The sequence below is a fragment of the Pseudomonas glycinae genome (assembly GCF_001594225.2).
GTDB lineage: Bacteria > Pseudomonadota > Gammaproteobacteria > Pseudomonadales > Pseudomonadaceae > Aquipseudomonas > Aquipseudomonas glycinae.
Map to the genome: position 1 here is coordinate 1,167,019 of NZ_CP014205.2, position 21,403 is coordinate 1,188,421.

General features: G+C 64.1%; 12 protein-coding genes. 4 read left to right on the forward strand and 8 right to left on the reverse strand.

Annotated features, from left to right (window positions below; translation table 11 throughout):
• Positions 1–186 precede the first annotated feature (186 nt).
• A complete protein-coding gene (locus AWU82_RS05365) occupies positions 187–1,716 on the forward strand; it encodes an FAD-dependent oxidoreductase (RefSeq protein WP_064380880.1) in 1,530 nt (509 codons plus the stop codon).
• A gap of 128 nt (positions 1,717–1,844) precedes the next feature.
• Here AWU82_RS05365 and hemB read toward each other — a convergent pair whose 3' ends face one another.
• Together hemB and AWU82_RS05375 are read right to left on the reverse strand one after the other, a co-directional pair.
• Positions 1,845–2,819 (reverse strand): porphobilinogen synthase, encoded by a 975-nt coding sequence (hemB, locus tag AWU82_RS05370; protein WP_064380881.1) that lies wholly within the window; start codon positions 2,817–2,819, stop codon positions 1,845–1,847.
• Between the two features lie 253 nt (positions 2,820–3,072).
• Positions 3,073–3,771 carry a glutathione S-transferase family protein gene (locus AWU82_RS05375; protein WP_064380883.1) on the reverse strand — a complete coding sequence of 233 codons (699 nt, stop codon included), beginning with the start codon at positions 3,769–3,771 and terminating at the stop codon, positions 3,073–3,075.
• Positions 3,772–4,066: 295 nt separating this feature from the next.
• Here AWU82_RS05375 and AWU82_RS05380 point away from each other — a divergent pair, with 295 nt between their 5' ends.
• Positions 4,067–4,741 (forward strand): hypothetical protein, encoded by a 675-nt coding sequence (locus AWU82_RS05380; protein WP_011335086.1) that lies wholly within the window; start codon positions 4,067–4,069, stop codon positions 4,739–4,741.
• A gap of 27 nt (positions 4,742–4,768) precedes the next feature.
• Here AWU82_RS05380 and mnmH read toward each other — a convergent pair whose 3' ends face one another.
• From mnmH to AWU82_RS05395, 3 genes are all read right to left on the reverse strand, one after another.
• A complete protein-coding gene (mnmH, locus tag AWU82_RS05385; RefSeq protein WP_064380885.1) occupies positions 4,769–5,872 on the reverse strand; it encodes a tRNA 2-selenouridine(34) synthase MnmH in 1,104 nt (367 codons plus the stop codon).
• Entirely contained in the window at positions 5,872–6,906 is a 1,035-nt protein-coding gene (gene selD / locus AWU82_RS05390; RefSeq protein WP_064380887.1) for a selenide, water dikinase SelD, read from the reverse strand. The genes mnmH and selD overlap by 1 nt, the downstream gene beginning before the upstream one ends.
• A 100-nt stretch (positions 6,907–7,006) precedes the next feature.
• A complete protein-coding gene (locus AWU82_RS05395) occupies positions 7,007–17,530 on the reverse strand; it encodes an autotransporter-associated beta strand repeat-containing protein (RefSeq protein WP_064380888.1) in 10,524 nt (3,507 codons plus the stop codon).
• A 409-nt stretch (positions 17,531–17,939) separates the two neighbouring features.
• On the opposite strand from AWU82_RS05395, the gene tsx reads away from it, so the two are divergent.
• Complete coding sequence (gene tsx, locus AWU82_RS05400) at positions 17,940–18,899, forward strand: nucleoside-specific channel-forming protein Tsx (RefSeq protein ID WP_064380891.1); 960 nt, start codon at positions 17,940–17,942, stop codon at positions 18,897–18,899.
• Positions 18,900–18,962: 63 nt separating this feature from the next.
• Here tsx and AWU82_RS05405 read toward each other — a convergent pair whose 3' ends face one another.
• The 3 genes from AWU82_RS05405 to AWU82_RS05415 all read right to left on the reverse strand — a co-directional run bounded on the left by AWU82_RS05405 (position 18,963) and on the right by AWU82_RS05415 (position 21,002).
• The gene (locus tag AWU82_RS05405; protein ID WP_064380892.1) at positions 18,963–19,919 is read right to left on the reverse strand and encodes a quinone oxidoreductase family protein; all 957 of its coding nucleotides are present in this window, start codon (positions 19,917–19,919) and stop codon (positions 18,963–18,965) included.
• Between the two features lie 31 nt (positions 19,920–19,950).
• On the reverse strand, positions 19,951–20,124 hold the full coding sequence (locus AWU82_RS05410; RefSeq protein WP_007958996.1) for a DUF1427 family protein: 174 nt from the start codon (positions 20,122–20,124) through the stop codon (positions 19,951–19,953).
• A gap of 89 nt (positions 20,125–20,213) precedes the next feature.
• Positions 20,214–21,002, reverse strand: a complete 789-nt coding sequence (locus AWU82_RS05415; protein ID WP_064380894.1) for an AraC family transcriptional regulator — start codon at positions 21,000–21,002, stop codon at positions 20,214–20,216.
• Positions 21,003–21,139: 137 nt separating this feature from the next.
• Here AWU82_RS05415 and AWU82_RS05420 point away from each other — a divergent pair, with 137 nt between their 5' ends.
• Positions 21,140–21,367, forward strand: coding sequence for a DUF6555 family protein (locus tag AWU82_RS05420; RefSeq protein ID WP_011335095.1), 228 nt, complete (start codon positions 21,140–21,142; stop codon positions 21,365–21,367).
• Positions 21,368–21,403 lie beyond the last annotated feature (36 nt).

The window sequence follows — 21,403 nt, forward strand, 5'->3', positions numbered from 1 at the left end:
ATCCAGTCCGTTGAGCCGGGTTAACCCTACGCTCAATCGCAGGGTGCAGGATAGGACTGCGGGCCGGCGGCGCTGTTCCATCGTCCCGTCTGGCAGGCCGACTGGCCGCCCTCGCCGTCTGATCCATACTTGCTGCTGCACACTTAGTTGCACGTCTCGGATCAGGACACGCGAGGAGGACAGACCATGAACCGCAGTGATGTTCTGATCATCGGCGCGGGCCCCACCGGGCTGGTGCTGGCCCTGTGGCTGAGCAAACTGGGCGTGCGCGTGCGCATCATCGACAAAGCTTCCGCTCCGGGCACCACTTCGCGGGCGCTGGCGGTGCAGGCGCGCACCCTTGAGCTGTACCGGCAACTGGATCTGGCCGACGCGGTGGTGCGCAACGGTCACCGGGTGGCGGCGGCGAATTTCTGGGTCAAGGGCAAACCCGTGGCGCAGCTGCCGCTCAACCGCATCGGCGAAGGCCTGACGCCCTATGCCTTTCTGGAAATGTACCCGCAGGACGAACACGAGCGGCTGTTGATAGACCGCCTCGAAGACTACGACGTGACCGTCGAACGCAACACCACGCTGGAGAGCTTCACGGAAAACGGCGATGGCCTCACCGCGCATTTGCGCCTGCCGGATGGCGAGCAGGAAATCTGCCAGGCCTGCTATCTGGCCGGGTGTGACGGCGCTCGTTCGGTTGTGCGCAAAACCCTCGACACCGGTTTTCCCGGCGGCACCTATCAGCAGATTTTCTACGTCGCCGATGTGCGGGCCAGCGGCCCGGCGCTCAATGGCGAGTTGCATCTGGATCTGGATGAGGCGGACTTTCTCGCGGTGTTCCCGCTGGCCGGTGAAGGCCGTGCGCGCTTGATCGGCACCGTGCGCGACGAACGTGCGGATCGCGCCGAAACCCTGGAATTCTCGGATGTCAGCAATCGCGCCATCGAACACCTGAACGTGCACATCGAGGACGTCAACTGGTTCTCCACCTACCGCGTGCATCATCGGGTGGCGGATCACTTTCGCCAGGGCCGGGCGTTTCTGCTCGGCGATGCGGCGCATGTGCACAGTCCGGCCGGCGGTCAGGGCATGAACACCGGCATCGGCGATGCGATCAATCTGGCGTGGAAACTCGCGGCAGTGCTCGGCGGCGCAGCCACGCCCACACTGCTCGACAGCTATGAAACCGAACGCATCGCCTTCGCCCGGCGACTGGTGTCGACCACCGACAAGGTCTTCAGCTTCGTCACCGCCGAAGGCCGCATGGCCGACCTGTTACGCACCCGGCTGGCGCCGTTCCTGATTCCGAAAATGGCCTCATTCGAGAGCAGCCGCGAGTTCCTGTTTCGCACGGTGTCGCAGATCACCGTCAACTATCGGGGCATGGCATTGAGCGAAGGCGTGGCCGGGCACGTCCACGGCGGTGACCGCTTGCCGTGGGCCCATGATGGCGAGGGGGACAATTACGAGCCGTTGCGCCATCCGAGCTGGCAGGTGCATGTGTACGGCGACACCAGCGACGAGATGATCGCCTGGTGCAATGAACATCACTTGCCGCTGCACGTGTTCGACTGGCGTCCGGCGTTTGAAACGGCGGGCCTGGGGCGCAACGGCTTTTACCTGCTGCGCCCTGATACCTACGTGGCGATTGCCGACAACAGCGCGGATCCGAAGGTGATCGAGCGGTATTTCCGTGACCACGGGATCCGGCCGTTTTTCACCTGATTCAGAACACCACAAACCACTGTGGGAGCGAGCTTGCTCGCGATAGCGGTCTGTCAGTCAATGCAGGGTTGTCTGATACGCCGATATCGCGAGCAAGCTCGCTCCCACATTGGGTTTTGTGGTGTTGCTTAAATCCCGGCCAGGGCCAGGTCCATCGCAAAGTAGGTGAAGATCAGATCCGCACCCGCGCGCTTGATCGCGCCGAGGCTTTCGCGCACCACGCGATCTTCGTCGATGGCCCCGGCCTGGGCGCCGAACTTGATCATCGCGTACTCGCCGCTGACCTGATAAGCCGCCAGCGGCAGGTTCGAGGCTTCGCGGATGTCGCGGATGATGTCCAGGTACGCGCCGGCCGGTTTGACCATCAGCGCGTCGGCACCTTCCTGCTCGTCGAGCAACGATTCGCGCAGGGCTTCGCGGCGGTTCATGGGGTTCATCTGATAGCTTTTGCGATCGCCTTTCAACGCGCTGCCACCGGCCTCGCGGAACGGGCCGTAGAGCGCCGAGGCGAATTTGGTCGAGTAGGCCATGATCGGAATCTGCGTGAAGCCGGCGTCGTCCAGTGCCCGGCGAATCGCCCGCACCTGACCGTCCATCGCTGCCGACGGCGCGATCACGTCAGCACCAGCACGGGCTGCTGCCACCGCTTGTTTGCCGAGGTTGATCAGGGTCTGGTCGTTGTCGACCTCATGGTTGTGCATCACGCCGCAATGGCCATGGTCGGTGTACTCGCAGAAGCAGGTGTCGGACATCACGATCATGTCCGGCACGGCGTCCTTGGCGATTCGCGACATGCGCGACACCAACCCGTTTTCGCGCCAAGTGTCGCTCCCGTTGGCGTCCAGGTGATGGGACACGCCGAAGGTCATCACCGATTTGATCCCGGCGCGGGCGTAACGCTCGATTTCGCCGGCCAGTTTGCGCTCGGGAATGCGCATCACGCCGGGCATGCTCTTGATCGGCACGAAGTCGTCGATCTCTTCTTCGACGAAGATCGGCAGCACCAGATCGTTGAGGGAAAACTCGGTTTCCTGGAACAGGCTGCGCAGGCTCGCATTGCGGCGCAGACGGCGTGGACGTGCTTCGGGGAACTGACTGGACATGGGGCCTTTCCTGAAAACAGCGGATGAGACGAAAGTCGTAGGGGGCGAAGCTTATGCCTTGCGGGGGACGGGGTACAAACCTGGATCAATCAACAGTGCATTACCCAAGACGCAATAATCATCAGAACCACCCGATGACCTGTGGGAGCTGGCTTGCCAGCGATAGCAATGGGTCAATCAACATCGATGTTGACTGTGACAGCCTCATCGCTGGCAAGCCAGCTCCCACAGGGTCGGGTGTTTAACCTTGAAATCAGGAAGGAATGGTCAGGCCGCGCACAACCGCCGGCCGCGTGAGGAAGCGCTCCAGCACCCGGGTGACGTTCGGGAAGTTGTTGATGCCGACCAGATCGCCTGCCTCGTAGAACCCGATCAGGTTGCGCACCCACGGAAACGTGGCGATGTCGGCGATGGTGTAGCGCTCGCCCATGATCCAGTCGCGCCCTTCCAGGCGGGTGTTCAGGACGTTGAGCAGGCGGCGGCTTTCCTCGACGTAGCGGTCACGGGGACGCTTGTCTTCGTAATCCTTGCCGGCGAATTTGTTGAAGAAACCGAGCTGGCCGAACATCGGGCCGATGCCGCCCATCTGGAACATCAGCCACTGAATGGTTTCGTAGCGCAGCGCGCCTTCCTGGGCCAGCAACTGGCCGCTCTTGTCGGCGAGGTAGATCAGGATCGCGCCGGACTCGAACAACGGCAGCGGTTTGTCCTCGGGGCCGTGGGGGTCGATGATCGCCGGAATCTTGTTGTTCGGGTTCAGCGACAGAAATTCCGGAGACATCTGGTCGTTGGTATCGAAGCCCACGCGATGCGGCTCGTAGGGCAGGCCGATTTCTTCGAGCATGATCGAGACCTTGACGCCGTTGGGGGTCGGCAGGGAATAAAGCTGAATCCAGTCAGGGTACTGCGCCGGCCATTTCTGGGTGATCGGGAACGCGGACAGATCAGTCATGTGTAGCATCCAGTCACAAAATGAAAGGCCTGAGCATAATCCACGAACAGCGCTCTGGCTCGGGTTCTTTACGCCCTCGCCCGCCGGCTTACTTAAATCCGCAACATCCTGTGGTTAACCTTCCCTCCAACCGCGCAGCCTCAACGGTAAAGTGCGGCGCACTCAAGCGGATCGAACCAAACGGGCCTCAGGGGGCTCCAAGCAAGCCAGTGATGACAGGGAAAACAGCCGGCGCGCGTGCCCCGGTGCAGAGGTTTGTCAGCCTTAACCGAACAGACTGAAGACGCCTTATCCCATGACGAACTTGATGAAAGTCGCCAACCGCTTCAAACATCGCGCGTATGTGGCCCTGCCCACCCTGCTGGCGGTCAGCGCGCTGTTCCTGTCGCTGGAATCCAGCGAAAGCCGTGCGCAACCGGTGGACGGCACCCAGACCCTGGTGTTCCTGCGCCATGCCGAGAAACCGGCCGGTGGTCTCGGCCAGCTCAACTGCCAGGGCCTGAACCGGGCGATCGACCTGTCGACCCTGCTGCCGGAAAAATTCGGCAAGGCCGACTACGTGTTCGCCGCCAACCCAACGCGCAATGTCGAGGAAGGCGAACTGGACAACTCCTACAGCTACATCCGCCCGCTGATGACCATCAGCCCCGCCGCGATCAAACTCGGCCTGCCGGTGAACATCGAGTTCTCGGCCAACGACACCAGCGACCTGGCCCGGGAACTGACCGACGACAAGTACCACAACTCGACCATCTACACCGCATGGTCCCATGGTTACCTTCCTGAATTGATCAACAAGGTTGCCGGCAATGCGGTAGGCGGAAAACAGAAAATCACCGATGACTGGGAATCCAGCGACTACGACTCGCTGTATGTGCTGACCCTGACCTGGCACAACGGCAAGGCCAGCCTGCAGAGCCACAGCTACAAACAGGGGCTGGATAACGGCCAGGAAAGCTGTCCGACCTGAATTTGCCCGGGGCCTGCTCGGGCCCCTTCAGGCCGGGGGTTTGACCCGTTGACGCAGGTACTCGATAACAGCCCGCCGCTCCCCCGCAAACTCGATCCGCCCGCCCTTCTTCTCGCGCTGAAACACATACATGGGGTCGTAATACTCGCGCAGCAAACCCTCGATCCAAGCGCGATGCAACTCCACTGCCCCACTGCGGCCCTGCTCTGCCAGCGCCTCTTCCATCAACACCCGCATCCGTCGGTGCCGCTCGCCGCCCAGGCGTTTGTGCACGTTGTCGAGGCTCTCCAGCAAGCGCTCGCAAAACCGCCCGAAGCCTTCGTCCCCATGCACAGCCTGAAACTCGGCAGACAAATCCACCACGTAATCGCGCAGGATCCGCTCGACGCGCTGCTCGAAACGATCTTCCAGCCAGACCATCGGGTACTGCTGCATGCCCTGATACAACGGCAAGGGCAGCGCGCAGCTGCCCACCACCCGGCTCTCATCCTCCAGCACAAACTGATCGATGCCGGCGGCGCGTTTTTTCAGCAAGTCGATGGCCAGCCGATTCTCGAAATCGATGTTCGACGGCTGACCGGTGGCGCGCTTGCCGAAACTTGAGCCCCGGTGATTGGCATGGCCTTCCAGATCCACGCTGTTGCGCAGTTGCGCCAGCACTTCGGTCTTGCCGGTGCCGGTCATGCCGCCCAGCAACACGAAATCACAGTCGGTCAAGGCTGATTCGAGGGTGTCGATCAGAAAACCCCGCAGTGCCTTGTAGCCACCGCCGATACGCGGGTAATCGATGCTGGCTTCCGACTTCAGCCACTGCTGCACGATTTGCGAACGCAGGCCGCCACGAAAGCAATACAGATAACCCTCGGGATGCGTCCGGGCAAACTCCGCCCAGGCCTGGATACGCTCTTCCTTCACCGGGCCGGACACCAGTTGATGGCCCAGCTCAATGGCTGCCTGCTGACCGTGATGCTTGTAGCAAGTGCCGACCCGCTGGCGCTCGATGTCATTCATCAGCGGCAGATTGACCGCCCCTGGAAACGCGCCCTTGTGAAACTCGACCGGCGCACGGGCGTCCATCAGCGGCCGGTCGTTGAGGAAGATGTCGCGGTAGTCGGTGACGTCGATGGACATCAATTCACCTCGACCGCATGGCTCTGTCGCCCGATCAACTCACCGATCGGCTCAAGCGCGAGGCCGAGTTCGGCAGCGACGGCGAGGAATTCGGCATTGCCTTCAGGCGTCACGGCCACCAGCAGACCGCCGCTGGTCTGCGGATCGCACAGCACTCGCTTGTGCAATTCCTGGACCCGCCCGACGCGGCTCGAATAGCTGTCGAAATTGCGCAAGGTGCCACCCGGCACGCAGCCCTGTTCAAGGTAATACTCCACACTCGCCAGACGCGGTACCCGGTCGTAAAAAATGCGTGCTGTCAGGTGACTGCCGTCGGCCATTTCCACCAGGTGCCCGAGCAGCCCGAACCCGGTGACGTCGGTCATGGCGGTGACCCCGGCCAGTTTGCCGAAACGGCTGCCGGGCTTGTTCAGCGTACACATCCAGTCCCGGGCCACGCCGATGTCGTCGGGGCGCAGCTTGCCCTTCTTTTCGGCGGTGGTGAGGATGCCGATGCCCAATGGTTTGGTCAGGTACAGCAGGCAACCGGCGGTGGCGGTGTCGTTGCGTTTCATGAAGCGCTTCTCCACCAGCCCCGTGACGGCCAGACCGAAGATCGGCTCCGGCGCATCGATCGAATGCCCGCCGGCCAGTGGAATCCCCGCCGCATCGCACACTGCTCGCCCACCCCGTATCACGTCCCGCGCCACTTCCGGCGCCAGCACATTGACCGGCCAGCCGAGGATCGCAATCGCCATCAACGGATCGCCGCCCATGGCGTAGATATCGCTGATCGCATTGGTGGCGGCGATCCGGCCGAAGTCGAACGGGTCATCAACAATCGGCATGAAAAAATCCGTGGTCGAGACCACCCCGCGCTCGGCATCGATTTCATACACCGCCGCGTCATCGCGCGACGCGTTGCCGACCCACAGTTTCGGATCAAGGTTCTGCGCCCCGCTGCCGGCCAGAATCACTTCCAGCACCTTGGGCGAAATCTTGCAGCCACAGCCGGCGCCGTGGCTGTATTGGGTCAGACGGATGGGCTCGGGCATGGGGGCAGTCTCCGGGAGGCAGTGGGAGGGATTCTAGCAGAGGGGCCGGCGGGCAAAAAAAAGCCGCCCTTACGGGCGGCTGAAGTGCTTCGCTCCTGAATCAGAACCCGAGGCTGAAGCTGATGGTCATCGCATGGTCGTTGCTCTCGTTCGACAGCTGCCCCGAGTAACCGATACCGAGTTTGCCGGTCGGGCTGATCTGGAAGTCCACACCCGCTTCGACCACCGCACTGTCCTTGGCAATCGGCACGCCCTGGGTGTTGAACGAGGCGCCGCCGTCGATGAAGGTCAGGTCGGCGTCAGGCTTGGTATCACCGAAGGCATGCCGCCAGCCGAGGGCTGCGCGCGGGGTGAATTGCCCGCCGTTGGCCAGGGTGATGACCTTGCCGGCGCGCACGCCCAGGGTCGAGAAGGTGATGTCCTGATCGGACTCGGCGCGCAGGCGCCCCACTCCACCTTTCTCCTTGGCCTTGTCGCTGTCGTAGTTGACGTACGCCAGACCGGCGAACGGTTCCAGAGCGATCCCGGCCGCTTCGATGGCATAGCCGACTTCACCGAACACCTGGGCGCTGCGGGCGTCGTAATTGGCCTTCAACCGATCGTTGTAGGCGCCGACGCTGACGTCGCGTTTGGTCTCGATGTCATGCCAGCTGTACGCCGCGCCGAGGCGCACTGCCAAAGCATCGAATTGCGAGTTGAGGTACGCCGCCAGGTGGTAGCTCTCGACCGTGGCATTCGAACGACGATCATGGGCATCCAGATCGCTGCGGGTGTAGCCGGCGGCCATGCCGACGCGCCATTGGTCGTCGAGCTGCTTGTCGGTGCCGAGCATGAAACCGCTCAGGTTGCGATCCAGTTTCGCGCTGTTGCTGTCGCCGTCCGACTCGCCCCAGGCGCCGAGCGCGCGGGCCCAGCCGACCATTTCGCCGTGGCAACCATTGCTGCTCAGCTGGTTTTCGCTAGGAGCCAGGGCGCGACGTGGATCGTCCGGCGCGCTGCACGACGGCTGGCGCATACGGTCGTTGACCGCGTCCCGCACGTAGCGCGAATCCTCGAGGATTGCGCTGGCGGTGCTGGCATGGATTTCCCCCGACAGGTTGTCGAAGGCGTTACGTGCCCCGGCCACGCTGAGGTTGATGATTTCGTTCTGCAACGCAGCGCCCGCCGCGCCGTTGCGCATCAACGCCGAGGCGGTATTGCGCTGGTTGCGGGTGGCGGCGACGTCGACGAACGAATTGCCGTTGCGGCTGACCACCAGGTTCACCGCGTTAGCGTCGTACACCAGCGCAGTATTGAGGAACGCGTATTGCGGCAGGTCGGCGGCGCTGAAGGTGCCGGTCACTCCGCCACCGGCGGTGATCAGCGAGTACACGGTATTGCCGGTGAACGGCGCCAGGCTGTTGACCTGCAGACCGCCGCCCAGGGTGGCGGTACCACCGACCGCCAGTGGTGTGGCGGTCGGCGAGCTGACCGTCAGGGCCAGCACACCGTCAGCGGCGTTGCTCAGGTTGCCGGCGACACTCAAGGTGCCATCCTCGCCACCGGAAGCCACCACGCCATGGTTGACTACCGAACCGACGCTGCCATTGCCGCTCAGGCCCGCGCCGTTGGCCACGGTGACCTGCCCGGCAAGCGAGGCCCGCGCCGCGCGGCTGCCGACTTGCAGCACGCCCTGGTCCACCGCCACGGTGCCGCTGAAGGGTTGATCACCGGTCAGCAGCAGGCGCGCGGCACCGCGTTTGGCCAGGGCGCCGACACCGCTGAGGCGTCCGTTGAACTGGCCGTTGGTGTTCTGCTGGAACACCAGCGATGCGTTGTTGAGGATGTTGCCTTGCAGGCTGGTGGTATTGCCGATCAGCGTACCGCCGCTGACCGTGGTGCCGCCGCTGTAAGTGTTGGCGCCGCTGAGGATCAGAGTGCCGGAATCCAGCTTCTCGATACCGCCAGTGCCCACCAGCGGTGCGGAGATTTCCGCGCTGCCACCGGCATTCACCCGCACCGGCGCGAGGCTGCCGGCCGGGCCGTTGACCGGGGTCAGCGTACCGCCAGCGCCTGGAACCAGGCTGTAACCGCTGGACAGGAACTGCAACCCGGTGAAGTTCTGATTGCCTTGCACCGTGACTGTGCCGCTCTGCCCGCCGAACACAGCGAACTGACCGTTCGATGCCAGCGCCTGGGTTCCGCTCGGATCGGTCCAGTTGGTGCCCGGGCCCCACACGCCACTGCCGCCACCGATGCTGCCATCCGGATTGGTGGTGCCGCCGTTCCAGAACTGCACTTCACCCGGAGTGTTCTGCACCAGCAGGTTGACCTGATTGGCCAGCGCGGTCTGCAGGGTCAGATTGGCCGCCGACACCGGCAGGCTGCCGTAGACCAGACCGTTGTCGGTCAGGCTGCCGCCGTAGCTGAACAGTTGATAGACCCCGGTGCCGAAGCCGCCGGCATTGCTGATGTTCAGCGTGCCGTCGAGGGTCAGGTTGCCCGCGACGTTGACCACGGTTGTGGAGCTGGCGGCCGAGCCGAGGCTGAAGTCCAGGTTGGTGCCTGAAGACAATGCCAGCGAACCCACCGACAACGGCGTTGCAGCGCCGCCACCGGTCAGCGTCGCACCGTCGGCCAGTTGCACGGTGCCTGCGAACACGCCGCTGCCGCCGATTTTCGCCCCGCTGGCCACGTTGACGTTGGCACTGTTGAGCACACCGTTGACGTTCAGCGCACCGGCCTGCACCGCGGTGTTGCCGGTGAAGGTGTTGTTGCCGGTCAGCAGCAAGGCGCCGGTGCCGGTTTTGTTCAGGTTGCCGGCGCCGGTCAGATTGCCGGTGTAGCTGCCGTCGCTGTTCTGCTCGAAGGTCAGCGCTGCGTTGTTGACGATGGCGCCTTGCAGGCTGCTGGTGTCGCCACGGGTGCTGCCGCCGTTCAGCGTGGTGCCGCCGCTGTAGGTGTTGGCGCCACTGAGAACGAGGTCGCCACTGCCGTTTTTCACCAGGCTGCCGCTGCCGGTGATCGCACCGAGCAGCGTGGTATTCTGGTTGCCGGCCAGGGTCAATTCCGCACCCAGGTTGATGGCGTTGGCCAGTTGCAGCGCGCTGGTGCTGTCGAGGGTGCCGTTGCCCAGCACGCTGAGGGCGCCGCTGCTGATCGCGCTGTTGTTGCCCAGGATCAGCGAGCCGCCGGACAGTTGAGTGCCGCCGCTGTAGGTGTTGCTGCCGTTGAGGGTCAGGCTCGATGCGCCGGTCTTGATCAGACTGCCGCTGCCGCTGACCACACCGCCGAGGGTCAATGCGTTGGCGCCGGTGACGGTGAGTCCGCCGTTGAGCACCACGGCGTTGGCCAGGCTGACCGCGGTGTTGCTGTCCAGCGCCGTGCCGTTGGCGGCGGTCAACACGCCGGTGCCGAGGGCGGCGTTGTTGCCGACCACGATCTTGCCGCCATTGAGCGCGGTGCCGCCGGTGTAGCCGTTGGCGGCGTTGAGCACCAGGGTGCCGGTGTCGTATTTGCCCAGTGTGCCGGCGCCGTTGAGCGCCACGCCCACGGTGGCGGTGACGTTCGGATCGACCCGAACGGTGGCATTGCCCAGCGACCCGTTGACCAGATTCAGCGAACCGGCCGTGCCGTTCTGCAGGTTGTAGCCATCGGTGACGAATTGCATGCCAGTGATGGTTTGCGCGCCGTTGACCGTGACGGTGCCCGCCGTGCCCTGGAACACCGCGAAGTTGTTGGTCCAGGCCTGATTGGTGGTGCCGTTGACGTCGGTCCAGTTGGTGGTGCCGGTACCCCAGGTGCCGCTGCCGCCATCCACCGAGCCGTTGGCGACCAGTTGGTTGCCGTCCCAGAACTGCACGGTAACGCCTGGTGCGGTGACCAAAAGGTTGATCTGGTTGGCCAGTGCGGTTTGCAGGGTCAGGTCGCCCGGGGTGACGCTGCCCGGCACGGTGCCGATCAGCATGCCGTTGTCGGTCAGGCCGCCGGTGTAGTTGATCAACCGGTACACGCCGCTGCCGAAGCCGCCGATGTCGCTGACGTTGAGGGTGCCGTCGAGGGTCAGGTTACCGCCGACGTTGACCAGCGCGTTGCCGCCACCGGACACCGGTGTGCCGAGGCCGACATCGAAGTTGGAGTTGGCGTTGAACACCAGCGAATTCACCGACAGCGTGCTGCCGGTAGCGCCGGCCAGATGACCGCCATCCGCCACGGTCACGGCCCCGCCGAGCGAACCGCCGCCGGTCAGAGTGCCGCCGCTGTTGACCAGCACACTGGCGCTGTCCAGCGAGCCGCTGACGTTCAAGGTGCCGGCGTTGACCGTGGTGTTGCCGGTCAGGCTGTTGAGGCCGGTCAGGGTCAGCGTGCCGGTGCCGAGTTTGCTCAACTCGCCGGTGCCGGTGAGCACACCGCCGAAAATGCTGCTGGCGTTGTTGCCGCCGATGCTCAGCGTGTTGCCGCCGCCGATCAGTGCAGTGCCGCTGCCGGTCAGGCTGGCGAGGCTGCCGGAACCGCCGAGGTTGAGGGTCGCCGCAGCGCCGAGATTGACTCCGGCGTTGGTGCCCAGTGCCGAGTTGCCCAGGGTGGTCAGGCTGCCGGACTGCACATCGAAAGTGCCGCTGAAGGTGTTGTTGCCGGACAGCGTCAGGTCGGCCAGACCGTTTTTGGTCAGGGTGCCGGCCCCGGCAATCACGCCACCGAGGGTCAGGTTATTGTTACCGGCCACGCTCAGGTTGGCATTGACGTTGACGTTGTTGGCCAGCACCAGTGGCGCCGTGGTGTCGAGGGTCGAAGCGCCCGCCACGGTCACTGCGCCGGAGCCCAGGCCCGCCGCGGTGCCAAGGGTCACGGTGCCGGCGTTCAGCGTGGTGCCGCCGCTGTAGGTGTTGATGCCGTTGAGGGTCAGGTTGGAGGCGCCGTTCTTGATCAGACCGCCGGTGCCGCTGACCACGCCGCTGAGGGCTACGTCGCTGTTGCCGGTATTGGTCAGATTGGCGTTGAGCACCACGTTGTTGCCCAGCGACACCGAAGTGTTGCTGTCCAGCGCCGAGGCACCGGCCACGGTCAGGTTGCCCAGTCCGAGGGCGCCGTTGCTGCCGGCGGTCAGGGTGCCGGCGTTGAGGGTGATGCCGCCGAGGAAGTTGTTGGCCCCGCTCAGGATCAGGTTGGCCGCGCCGTTCTTGGTCAGGCTGCCGGCGCCATTGATCGCGCCGCTGAGTGTCAGATCGTTGCTGCCGACGATGCCGAGGTTGCCCGCCAGGTTGATCGCGTTACCCGCCGTGACAGCACTGTTGGCATCCAGGGTAGTGCCGTTCGCCGCGTTCAGAGTGGCCGAACCCAGCGCGCTGTTCGACGCCAGAACCAGTCCGCCCGCGTTCAATGCCACCGGGCCGAGGAAGGCGTTGTTGCCGCCGAGGGTCAGGTTGGCCGAGCCGTTCTTGATCAGCCCGCCGGTGCCGTTGATCACGCCGTTAAGGGCCAGCGCGTTGCTGCCAACGATCGTGAGGTTACCGTTGAGCGTGGCCGCGTTGGTCAGGGTCACGGCGGTGTTGCTGTCCAGTTGCGTGCCGGCATTGGCGATCAACGCACCGCTGCCCAGCGCGGTGTTGCTGCCGACCACGATTTTGCCGCCATCGAGTTGCGTGCCGCCGGTGTAGCTGTTGGCGCCGTTGAGTACCAAGGTGCCCGCGTCGAGTTTGTTGAGGATGCCGCTGCCGTCGATGTTCACCCCAACCGTGGCGGTCACGCCCGGATCAACGCGCATCGCCGTGGTGCCGCCGGCGCCGTTGACGGCGGTCAGCAGTCCCGAGGTGCCGTTGACCACGTTGTAGCCATCGGTGAGGAACTGCATGCCAGTGAACAGTTGCGTGCCGTTGACCGATACCGTGCCGGCCGTGCCCTGGAATACCGCGAAGTCGCCGGCCCAGGTCTGATTGACCAGACCATTGGCGTCGGTCCAGTTGGTGCCGGCGCCGTTCCAGGTACCGCTGCCGCCATCGACAGTGCCGTTGGGGATGGTCTGGCTGCCATCCCAGTAACGAATGTCCGAATTCGGCGCCGAGACCTGAATGTTGATCTGATTGGCGACCCCGGTCTGCACCACCAGATCGCCCAGCCCATAACCGACCGGCACGCTGGCAACGTCCAGGCCCAGATTGGTCAGGGCACCGGTGTAGTTGAACAGACGATACACACCGACGCCGAAACCACCGGCATCGGTGACGTTGAGATTACCGTCGAGGGTGAGGTTGCCGCCGACGTTCATCAGCGACGTGGTCGATGGCGTCCCCAGCGCCGCATCGACATTGCTGCCGGCTGCGAGCGTCAATGATCCGGCCGAGAGTGTATTACCCGACGACAGGGCCAGGTGACCGCCGCTGTTGATGGTCATCGCGCCGAGTGCCGAACCGTTGCCGGTGAGGGTGGCGCCGGTATTGACGTTGACCTGGGCACTGGCCAGCGAACCGCTGAGGTTCAGGGTGCCGCCGTTGACGGCGGTGTTGCCGACGATGCCGTTGATCCCGGTCAGGTTCAGGGTGCCGGTGCCGACCTTGGTCAGGCCGCCGTTGCCGCTCAGGTCGCCGTCGAAGGTGCTGGTGCTGCTGACTCCGCCCACGGTCAATGTGTTGCCGCCGCCGATCTGTACGCTGCCGCTGCCGCTCAGGCCGTTGAGGCTGGCGTTGCTGCCCAGATTGAGGCTGGCGCCGGCGCTGACGTTGGCGCCGGAGGTGTTGCCCAGCGCCCCGCTGCTCACGGTGGTGACGCTGCCGGCGGCAATGTTCAGCGCACCGGTGAAGGTGTTGTTGCCGCTGAGGGTCAGGTCGTCCAGGCCGGTCTTGGTCAGGCTGCCGGCGCCGTCGATCACGCCGCTGAGAGTCAGGCCGTTGTTACCGGCCAGGGTCAGCCCGGCATCAAGGGTGATGTTGTTGCCGAGGGTGAAGGCGCTGCTGTTGTCCAGTGTCGCGGCGCCACCGACGGTGAGCGTGCCGCTGCCCAATGCGCCGGGCGCGCCGACGGTCAGGTTGCCGGCGTTGAGCGTGGTGCCGCCGCTGAAGGTGTTGGTGCCGTTGACGGTCAGGTTGGCCGCCCCGTCTTTCACCAGTTGGCCGGTGCCGCTGAGCACGCCGCCGAGGGTCAGGTTCTGCGTGCCGCCGACGCTCAGCGCCGCATTCAGCACGACCGCGTTGGCCAGACTGACCAGCGGCGAACTGCTGTCGATTGTTGCCGCACCGCCGACGGTCAAGGCGCCGGTGCCGAGCGCCGAGCTGTTGCCGACGGTCAGGGTACCGGCGTTCAGGGTGGTGCCGCCGACGTAGGTGTTGGTGCCATTGAGGTTCAGATTGGCCGCACCGTCTTTCACCAGGCTGCCGGCACCGGCGACGGTGCCGGTGAGGGTCAGGTCCGCGCTGCCGCCGACATTGAGCGCGCCTGCGAGGTTGACCTGATTGCCCAGAGTGACGGCGGTATTGGTATCCAGCGTGGTGCCGGCCGCTGCGTTGAGTGCACCGCTGCCCAGCGCGGTGTTGCTGCCGACGATCAGTTTGCCGACGTTCAGCGCGGTGTTGCCGAAGTAGGTGTTGGCGCCGTTGAGGATCAGGTCGGCCGGGCCGCTCTTGGTCAGGCCACCGACCCCGGAGACCACGCCCGCGAGGGTCAGCGCGTTGCTGCCACCGATGGTCACGTTGCCGCCGAGGTTGACGTTGTTGGCCAGGCTCGCCGCTGTGCTGGCATCCAGCGTGGTGCCATTGGCGGCGTTGAGTACGCCAGTGCCGAGGGCGGTGTTGGAGCCGACGACCAGAGTCCCGGCGTTCAGCGAAGTAGCGCCGGTGTAGGTGTTGTTGCCGGTCAGGGTCAGGGTTGAAGCACCGGTCTTGATCAGGTTGCTGGTGCCACTGATCACGCCGCCGAGGGTCAGCGGGTTGGCGCCGCCGGTGGTGAGGTTGGCGTTCAGCGCGATGGCGTTGTTCAGCGCCACGTTGGCGCTGCTGTTGAGCGTGCCGCCCGCCCCGCCCACGGTCAGCGTGCCGGTGCCAAGTGCCGCGCCGTTGCCGACGGTCAGGCTGCCGGCGTTGAGTGCAGTGCCGCCGGTGAAGGTGTTGGCGCCGTTGAGGGTCAGGTTGGCCGTGCCGTTCTTGATCAATTGACTGGCGCCGCTGATCACCCCGCCAAGGGTCAGTGCATTGCTGCCGCCGATCCCCAGATTGTTGTTGAGAATCACGTTGTTGTTCAGCGTCACCGCGGTATTGCTGTCGAGGGTCGCCGCGCCGCCGACGGTGATATTGCCGCTGCCCAGCGCAGCGTTGGCACCCGCGGTGATGGTGCCCGCGTTCAACGCAACAGCACCGAGGAACGTATTGGTGCCGTTGAGAATCAGGTTCGCCGCGCCGTTCTTGGTCAGCCCGCCGCTGCCGCTGACCACGCCGCCGAGGGTCAGGTTGGCGCTGCCGCCAATGTTCAGGTTGCCGCCGAGGGCGACGGCGTTGCTCAGCGCCACAGTGGTGCTGGCATCGAGGGTGGTGCCCGCCGCCGTGGTCAGCGCGCCGGTGCCCAGCGCGGTGTTGGAGCCGACGATCAGTGTCCCGGCATTCAGTGCCGTGCCGCCGGAGAAGGTGTTGTTGCCGCTGAGGGTCAGGTTCGCGGTGCCGTTCTTGATCAGGTTGCCGGCGCCGCTGATGACCCCGCTCAAGCCCAGCGCCTGAGTACCGCCGATGGTCAGATCCGCCGCCAGCGCCACCGCGTTGGCCAGGGTCACGGCGGTGGTCGCATCCAGCGTGGTGCCGGCCGCCGCGTTCAATGCGCCCGTGCCGAGGGCGGTGTTGCTGCCGACGAGCAAGCTGCCGCCGTTGAGCGCGGTGGTGCCGCTGTTGGTGTTGTTGCCGGTCAGGGTCAGGCTGGCGCTGCCGCTCTTGGTGATCGCCCCGGTGCCGGACACGACGCCGGCCAGGGTCAGGGCATTGCTGCCGAGCACGTTCAACGCACCGGTGATGCCGACGTTGTTGGCCAGGGTCACGTTGCCGGTGCTGTCGAGGCTGGTGCCGTTGCTGGTGTTGAGCACCCCGGTGCCCAAGGCGTTGTTGTTGCCGACGCGCAAGGTGCCGGCGCTGAGGCTGGTGTTCCCGGTGTAGGTGTTGATGCCGTTTAGGGTCAGGCTGCCGCTGCCGGTTTTGGTCAGGTTGCTGGCACCGCTGATCACCCCGCCCAGGGTCAGCGCTCCGGTGCCGGTGGCGGTCAGGGTGCTGTTGAGCGTGATCGCGTTGGCCAGCGAAATCGGCGTCGTTGCCGAGATGCTCGAAGCGCCGCCGACCGTAATGCCGCCAGTGCTGAATGCCGAGTTGTTACCCACAAGCACTGTGCCGCCGTTGAGCACGGTGTTGCCGGTGTAGGTGTTGATGCCATTGAGGTTGAGCTGGCCGCTGCCGATCTTGGTCAAGCCGCCAGTACCGGAAATCACGCCGTTCAGGGTGGTGCCGTTAATGCCCTGCAAGGTCAGGCCGCTGGCGCCCAGGTTGATCTGGTTGGCCAGCGACAAACCGGCGTTGCTGGCCTGGAGGATCCCGCCATTGGACGTCAGTACACCGCTGCCGAACGCGGCGTTGTCGTTGAACTGCGCGACACCGCCATTGAGGGTTGTCGCCCCGCTGACCAACGGCCCCTGCAAGGTCCAGGTGCCGCTGTTGAGGGTCAGGTTGTTGAAGTTGACGTAGGTCGCGCTGGACGCAGTGCCGGTCCCGGTGACGCCACCACCGACGCCGATCGGGTTTTGCAGGATCAGCGTGTTGGTGCCCCCCGCGCCGCCATCGATGGTGCCGGTCGGGGCGAAGGTCAGGTTGATGCCGACCAGGCCACCGAGGCCGACGGACACTTGCACACCGTCACCGACGTTAACGCTGGAACCGGTGATCGCGTAGAAGGTGTTGGTGCTGCCCGCGCCCATCGACACGCCGCCGGTGATGTTACCGGCGTTGGTGAAGGTGTTGCCTGCTGCCGACGTCTCGAACGCAATCCGGCCGTTGATCGTGCCGCTGGCACTGTTGGTCATGTTGACTTGCGAACCACCATACACCCCGACCACCGGGGTGTCGGCCAGGGTGATCCCGCCGACCGACAGCCCCGTGGACGTAATGGTGCCGTTGTTGGTGATGGTCGTGGTACCCGCCGCCGCGTTGTTCACGCCGATAGCCAGGCCGTCAATGCTGGTCAGGTTGAGGCCGAGCAACATCCCGGTGCCGCGCATGATTCCGCTGGCGTTGTTGACCACGCTGACCGTGCTGGTGGCCCCGGTGCCGATGAATGCACCGCCACTGAGGATCGACACCAGGCCCAGCAAGGCCGGGTCGACGGTGCCGGAGTTGTTCAGGTTGATATTGGCCCCGGTCAGGTTGATGACCTTGCCGCCCAGCGTCGCATTCATCTGCGCGCCCGAGTTGACGTTGACCGTCAGGCCGCTGGTGGCACTGCTGTAGTCATTGAGAAACAGCGGCAGGGTCGGGACGCCCGAACAGGTAATCGTGGAGCCCGCCGCCGAGCAAGTGGCGAACGCCTGCTCGCTGACACCACCGAACAGCAGTCCGGCGACGCTCAGATGCACAGCAAGGGACAGTGGGGAAAAACGCGAAACGAGGGCGACACCAAACCTTGCTTCCACGGGCTACTCCTTTCGTGGTCGATTTCGTCCTTGAAGCGTGCAACTGCGGCAAGATTCAGCACGCGTATCAAGCGTATGACGGTCATCAGATAAACCGTCCCATTCCAGACACACGCTAGTTGATGCCCTGCGATGGGGCACCGGTTAAATAGTGTTAATACTTTTGTGCGATAAGGCCCTGCGCCGATACTTCCGGCCGTTCTGAGCAAGGGCTTGAGGACGATTTGAGGCGCTTTTGAGGGGAGTTGATCGAATCGCCAGGTAAACCCGTGAATCAATCGATTTTTCAGTGACTTGGAAAACTGGTACGGCTTGTGCAAACGTTTGCGAGTCGCTAATGACCGCGTTTTCGTTACAAAACCGTACAGGGCCCATCATTTCGGGCCTTGATCTGCAAAAAGGACTTTGAATGTACGTTTCTTACTGCCACCGCCGTCGCGGTGCATGCACCTTTGCTGTTTCCCTGCTACTGGCCGGCGTTACCGGAGTTCTCAGTCACACCGCACTGGCGCAACCTGCCCTGCCCGAGGAATCCGCCCAGGGAGAAGCCCTCAGCCCTGAAGCCAGCCCGCCGCAAAAAGGCGCGTACCTGTCGGACTGGTACAACCAGGACCTGATGCTGATCGGCAGCAAGGACATCAGCTTCGGCCCGCAACCGGCCGACGACATTTACCTGGAATACGAGTACTTCGGGCGCAAGGGGCCGTTCGAGCTGTACGGCTACATCGACATCCCGAAGATCTTCAACATCGGCAACAGCCACGACAAAGGCGTGTGGGACCATGGCTCGCCGGTGTTCATGGAGCACGAGCCGCGTATCTCCATCGACTACCTCGCCGGGCGCAGCCTTGCCATCGGGCCGTTCAAGGAATGGTACGTGGCGTTCGACTGGATCTACGACCACGGCAGCCGCAAAGAGAACCGCGCCAACACGCTGTACAGCGGTTTAGGCACCGATATCGACACCCATTCGCGGGTCAATCTGTCGGCCAACCTGTACGGGCGCTACCAGTGGGAAAACTACGGGGCCAGCAACGAGTATTCGTGGGACGGCTACCGCGCGCAGCTCAAGTACATCGTGCCGATCGACAAATTCAGCAACGGCGCTTCGCTGACCTACATCGGCTTCACCAACTTCGATTTCGGCTCGGACCTGCACAAGGACAACCCGGCACGCACCGCCAATGCCACGGTGGCGACCAACGTCTTGCTGTACTCGTTCACCCACTTGCGTTTCACCCTGGTCGGCCGTTATTTCCACAACGGCGGCAACTGGGAGGATGGCAGCGAGCTGAACTTCGGCGACGGCAACTTCCGGGCGCGCTCAAATGGCTGGGGGTATTACGCGGGGGTCGGTTATCAGTTCTAGGTACGCTCTGAAATCACCAGGGTCCCTGTGGGAGCGGTCTTGCTCCCACAGGGTTGTAGCGCATTACGGGATGAGGATGACCTTGTCGCCACTGCCCTGATTCACATCGGCATACCGCGCCAGCCCTTCGGCCAGCGGCGCTTCCACCAGCCCTTGCGGCAGTGGCAGCAGGTCTTCGTCGAAGAACCGGCCAAACTGATCCAGCATCGCCGCGCAGGCTTCAACGCCATACAGCAACGAGTTGATGCCGACCACCGAACCGCCCTTGCGATAGAGCGCCAGCGCGGGCAGTTGCACATGCCCGTCCACCGGCGCAGCGATGATCGCAATGCGCCCGAACGGTGCCAGCGCCGGCACCGACGCTGGCAGCCAGAACCCGGTGGTGTCGAAGATCACATCGGCACCGCCGCGATACACCGCATCGACCTGCGCCCCCAGCTCCTCGGGCTTGTCCAGCTGAATCGTCTGATAACCCTGCGCCTGCAGATCCTTGACCTGCTCCGGCCGCCGCGCCGCCGCCAGCAACTGCGCGCCGCGCACCTTGGCCAGCGCCAGCGCCGCCGTCGCCACCGCCCCGCCGCCGATCACCAGCAGACGGGTTTGCGCACTGACCAGACTGCGCTCGAGCGCATCCCACGCCGTGGTGTAAGGCACCCCGAGGCTGGCGGCCTGAGTGAAACTCAAATGCGAAGGTTTATGCGCCACGCCCTTGGCCGGCAGTTTGACGAACTGCGCGTGGGAGCCATCGGCGAAAAAGCCCAGCTCACGCCCGGTGCCCCAGACCTCCTGGCCGATCAACGCCTGCGGCCCTTCGACCACCACACCGGCAAAATCCCGACCGGGAATACGCGGCAGCGTGGTGTACGGAAAACGCCCGAGCACATTCTTCACATCGCTGGGATTGAGACCCGCAGCCTTGATCTGCACCAGCACCTCGTCAGCGCCCGGCACCGGCGTCGGCACCTCGACGAAGCGCAGGGACGACAGGTCGCCGGTTTTATCGAATTGCAGTGCTTTCATGAGTTCATCCACCGAATGGGAAAAAGGAAATTCAGGACAGCCAGCCACTGACCAGTTGCCGGCCCATCGGCCACAACTGCTCGCCCGCCAGCATGCCCAGCAGGCCCACCAGCGCGATGGTCGGCGGCGCCGGAGAACGGACATCCAGCGCGCCATACAGCAGGCCGACACCCAGACCGACGCCCAGTGAAATCAGGTAATTCATGGGATCACTCCGCCACACAAAGGGAATGGGCAAAGTCTAGGGAAAGGCGGCGACCGGCATCGGCCAAGGACTTCTGAATTTCGGCCAAATCAGTCGGCGAGCGGCCCGCCATCGAATTGCGAAGGCGCGACACCCAGCTCGCGGCGGAACATGTCGCTGAAACTGCTCGGCGAATAACCCAGCTCACGGGCAATCGCGCTGACCGGCACGCCCTGAATCAACTCCGCCACCGCCGTCGCCAACTGCACCTGACGCCGCCACTCGGCAAAGCCCATGCCCAACCCTTCCTTGAACAACCGCGCCAGGGTGCGCACGCTGGCCCCGGCGTTTTCCGCGTGCTGCTCGAAAGGAATGTCCAGCGACGGCGCCGCCATCACCGCCTGACACAGACTCATCAACCGCCGGTCGGCATCGTCCGGCAACGGGATCTTCAACTGCGAACGCCTTGCGCGTTTCAGCTCCAGCAGCGCCAGCCCGACCAATGCCTCGTAATACTCGGCATCACCGCTGTCGCCCTGCGCCACCAGACCGACAATCAACTCGCGCAGCAGCCCGCCGACCTCGATCACCTGCACCGTCTCATCCAGCGTCGCCGCCAGCGCCGGGCGCAGGTAGATATTGCGCATCTGCAAATCCGACACCACCCGAATCCCGTGCGGAACCCCCGGCGGCAACCACACCGCCCGCTGCGGCGGCACCACCAGCGCCTCGTGCGGCGTCTCGACCCACATCACCCCGCTCATTGCATACAGCAACTGCCCCCACACATGCTCGTGCGGCTCGATAAACAACCCACGCGGATAGGTGCGCGCCAGCGGCTGCACCGGCACATCGGTATCACTCAGATCAGGGGGCGCAGCGAGGGCCATGGCGAACATTCATCGGGGTGGGCGAAAGCGCCATGGTAACCAGTCCGACCGGAACCTCGCCATTGATAGATACCGTCGGACAATCCGAGTGAATTTTCCCGCAGCCCAGCGATCCTTCTATTACCACAGGGAGGAAGATGGGCTTTATGAACAACGCAAAACTGTACGTCATCGATTACACCCTTCACGGCGCGCCTAAGTCGTTCATTATCCGCTCGGACAAAATGGACAACACCGAGGCGTGGCACTGGGCAAGCTGCGACGCAGGGGTCGGCCGCATCCCGCGTTTCGGCCGGGAGAAAGTGCAGAAGACCAGCAAGCCGATGGCAGAAAAATTCGGCGTGGAAAACGTCACATGGCGACCGGCAAGCTAAGCTTGCGCGCAGGCGGGGACTCTTTTGGGGGATTAC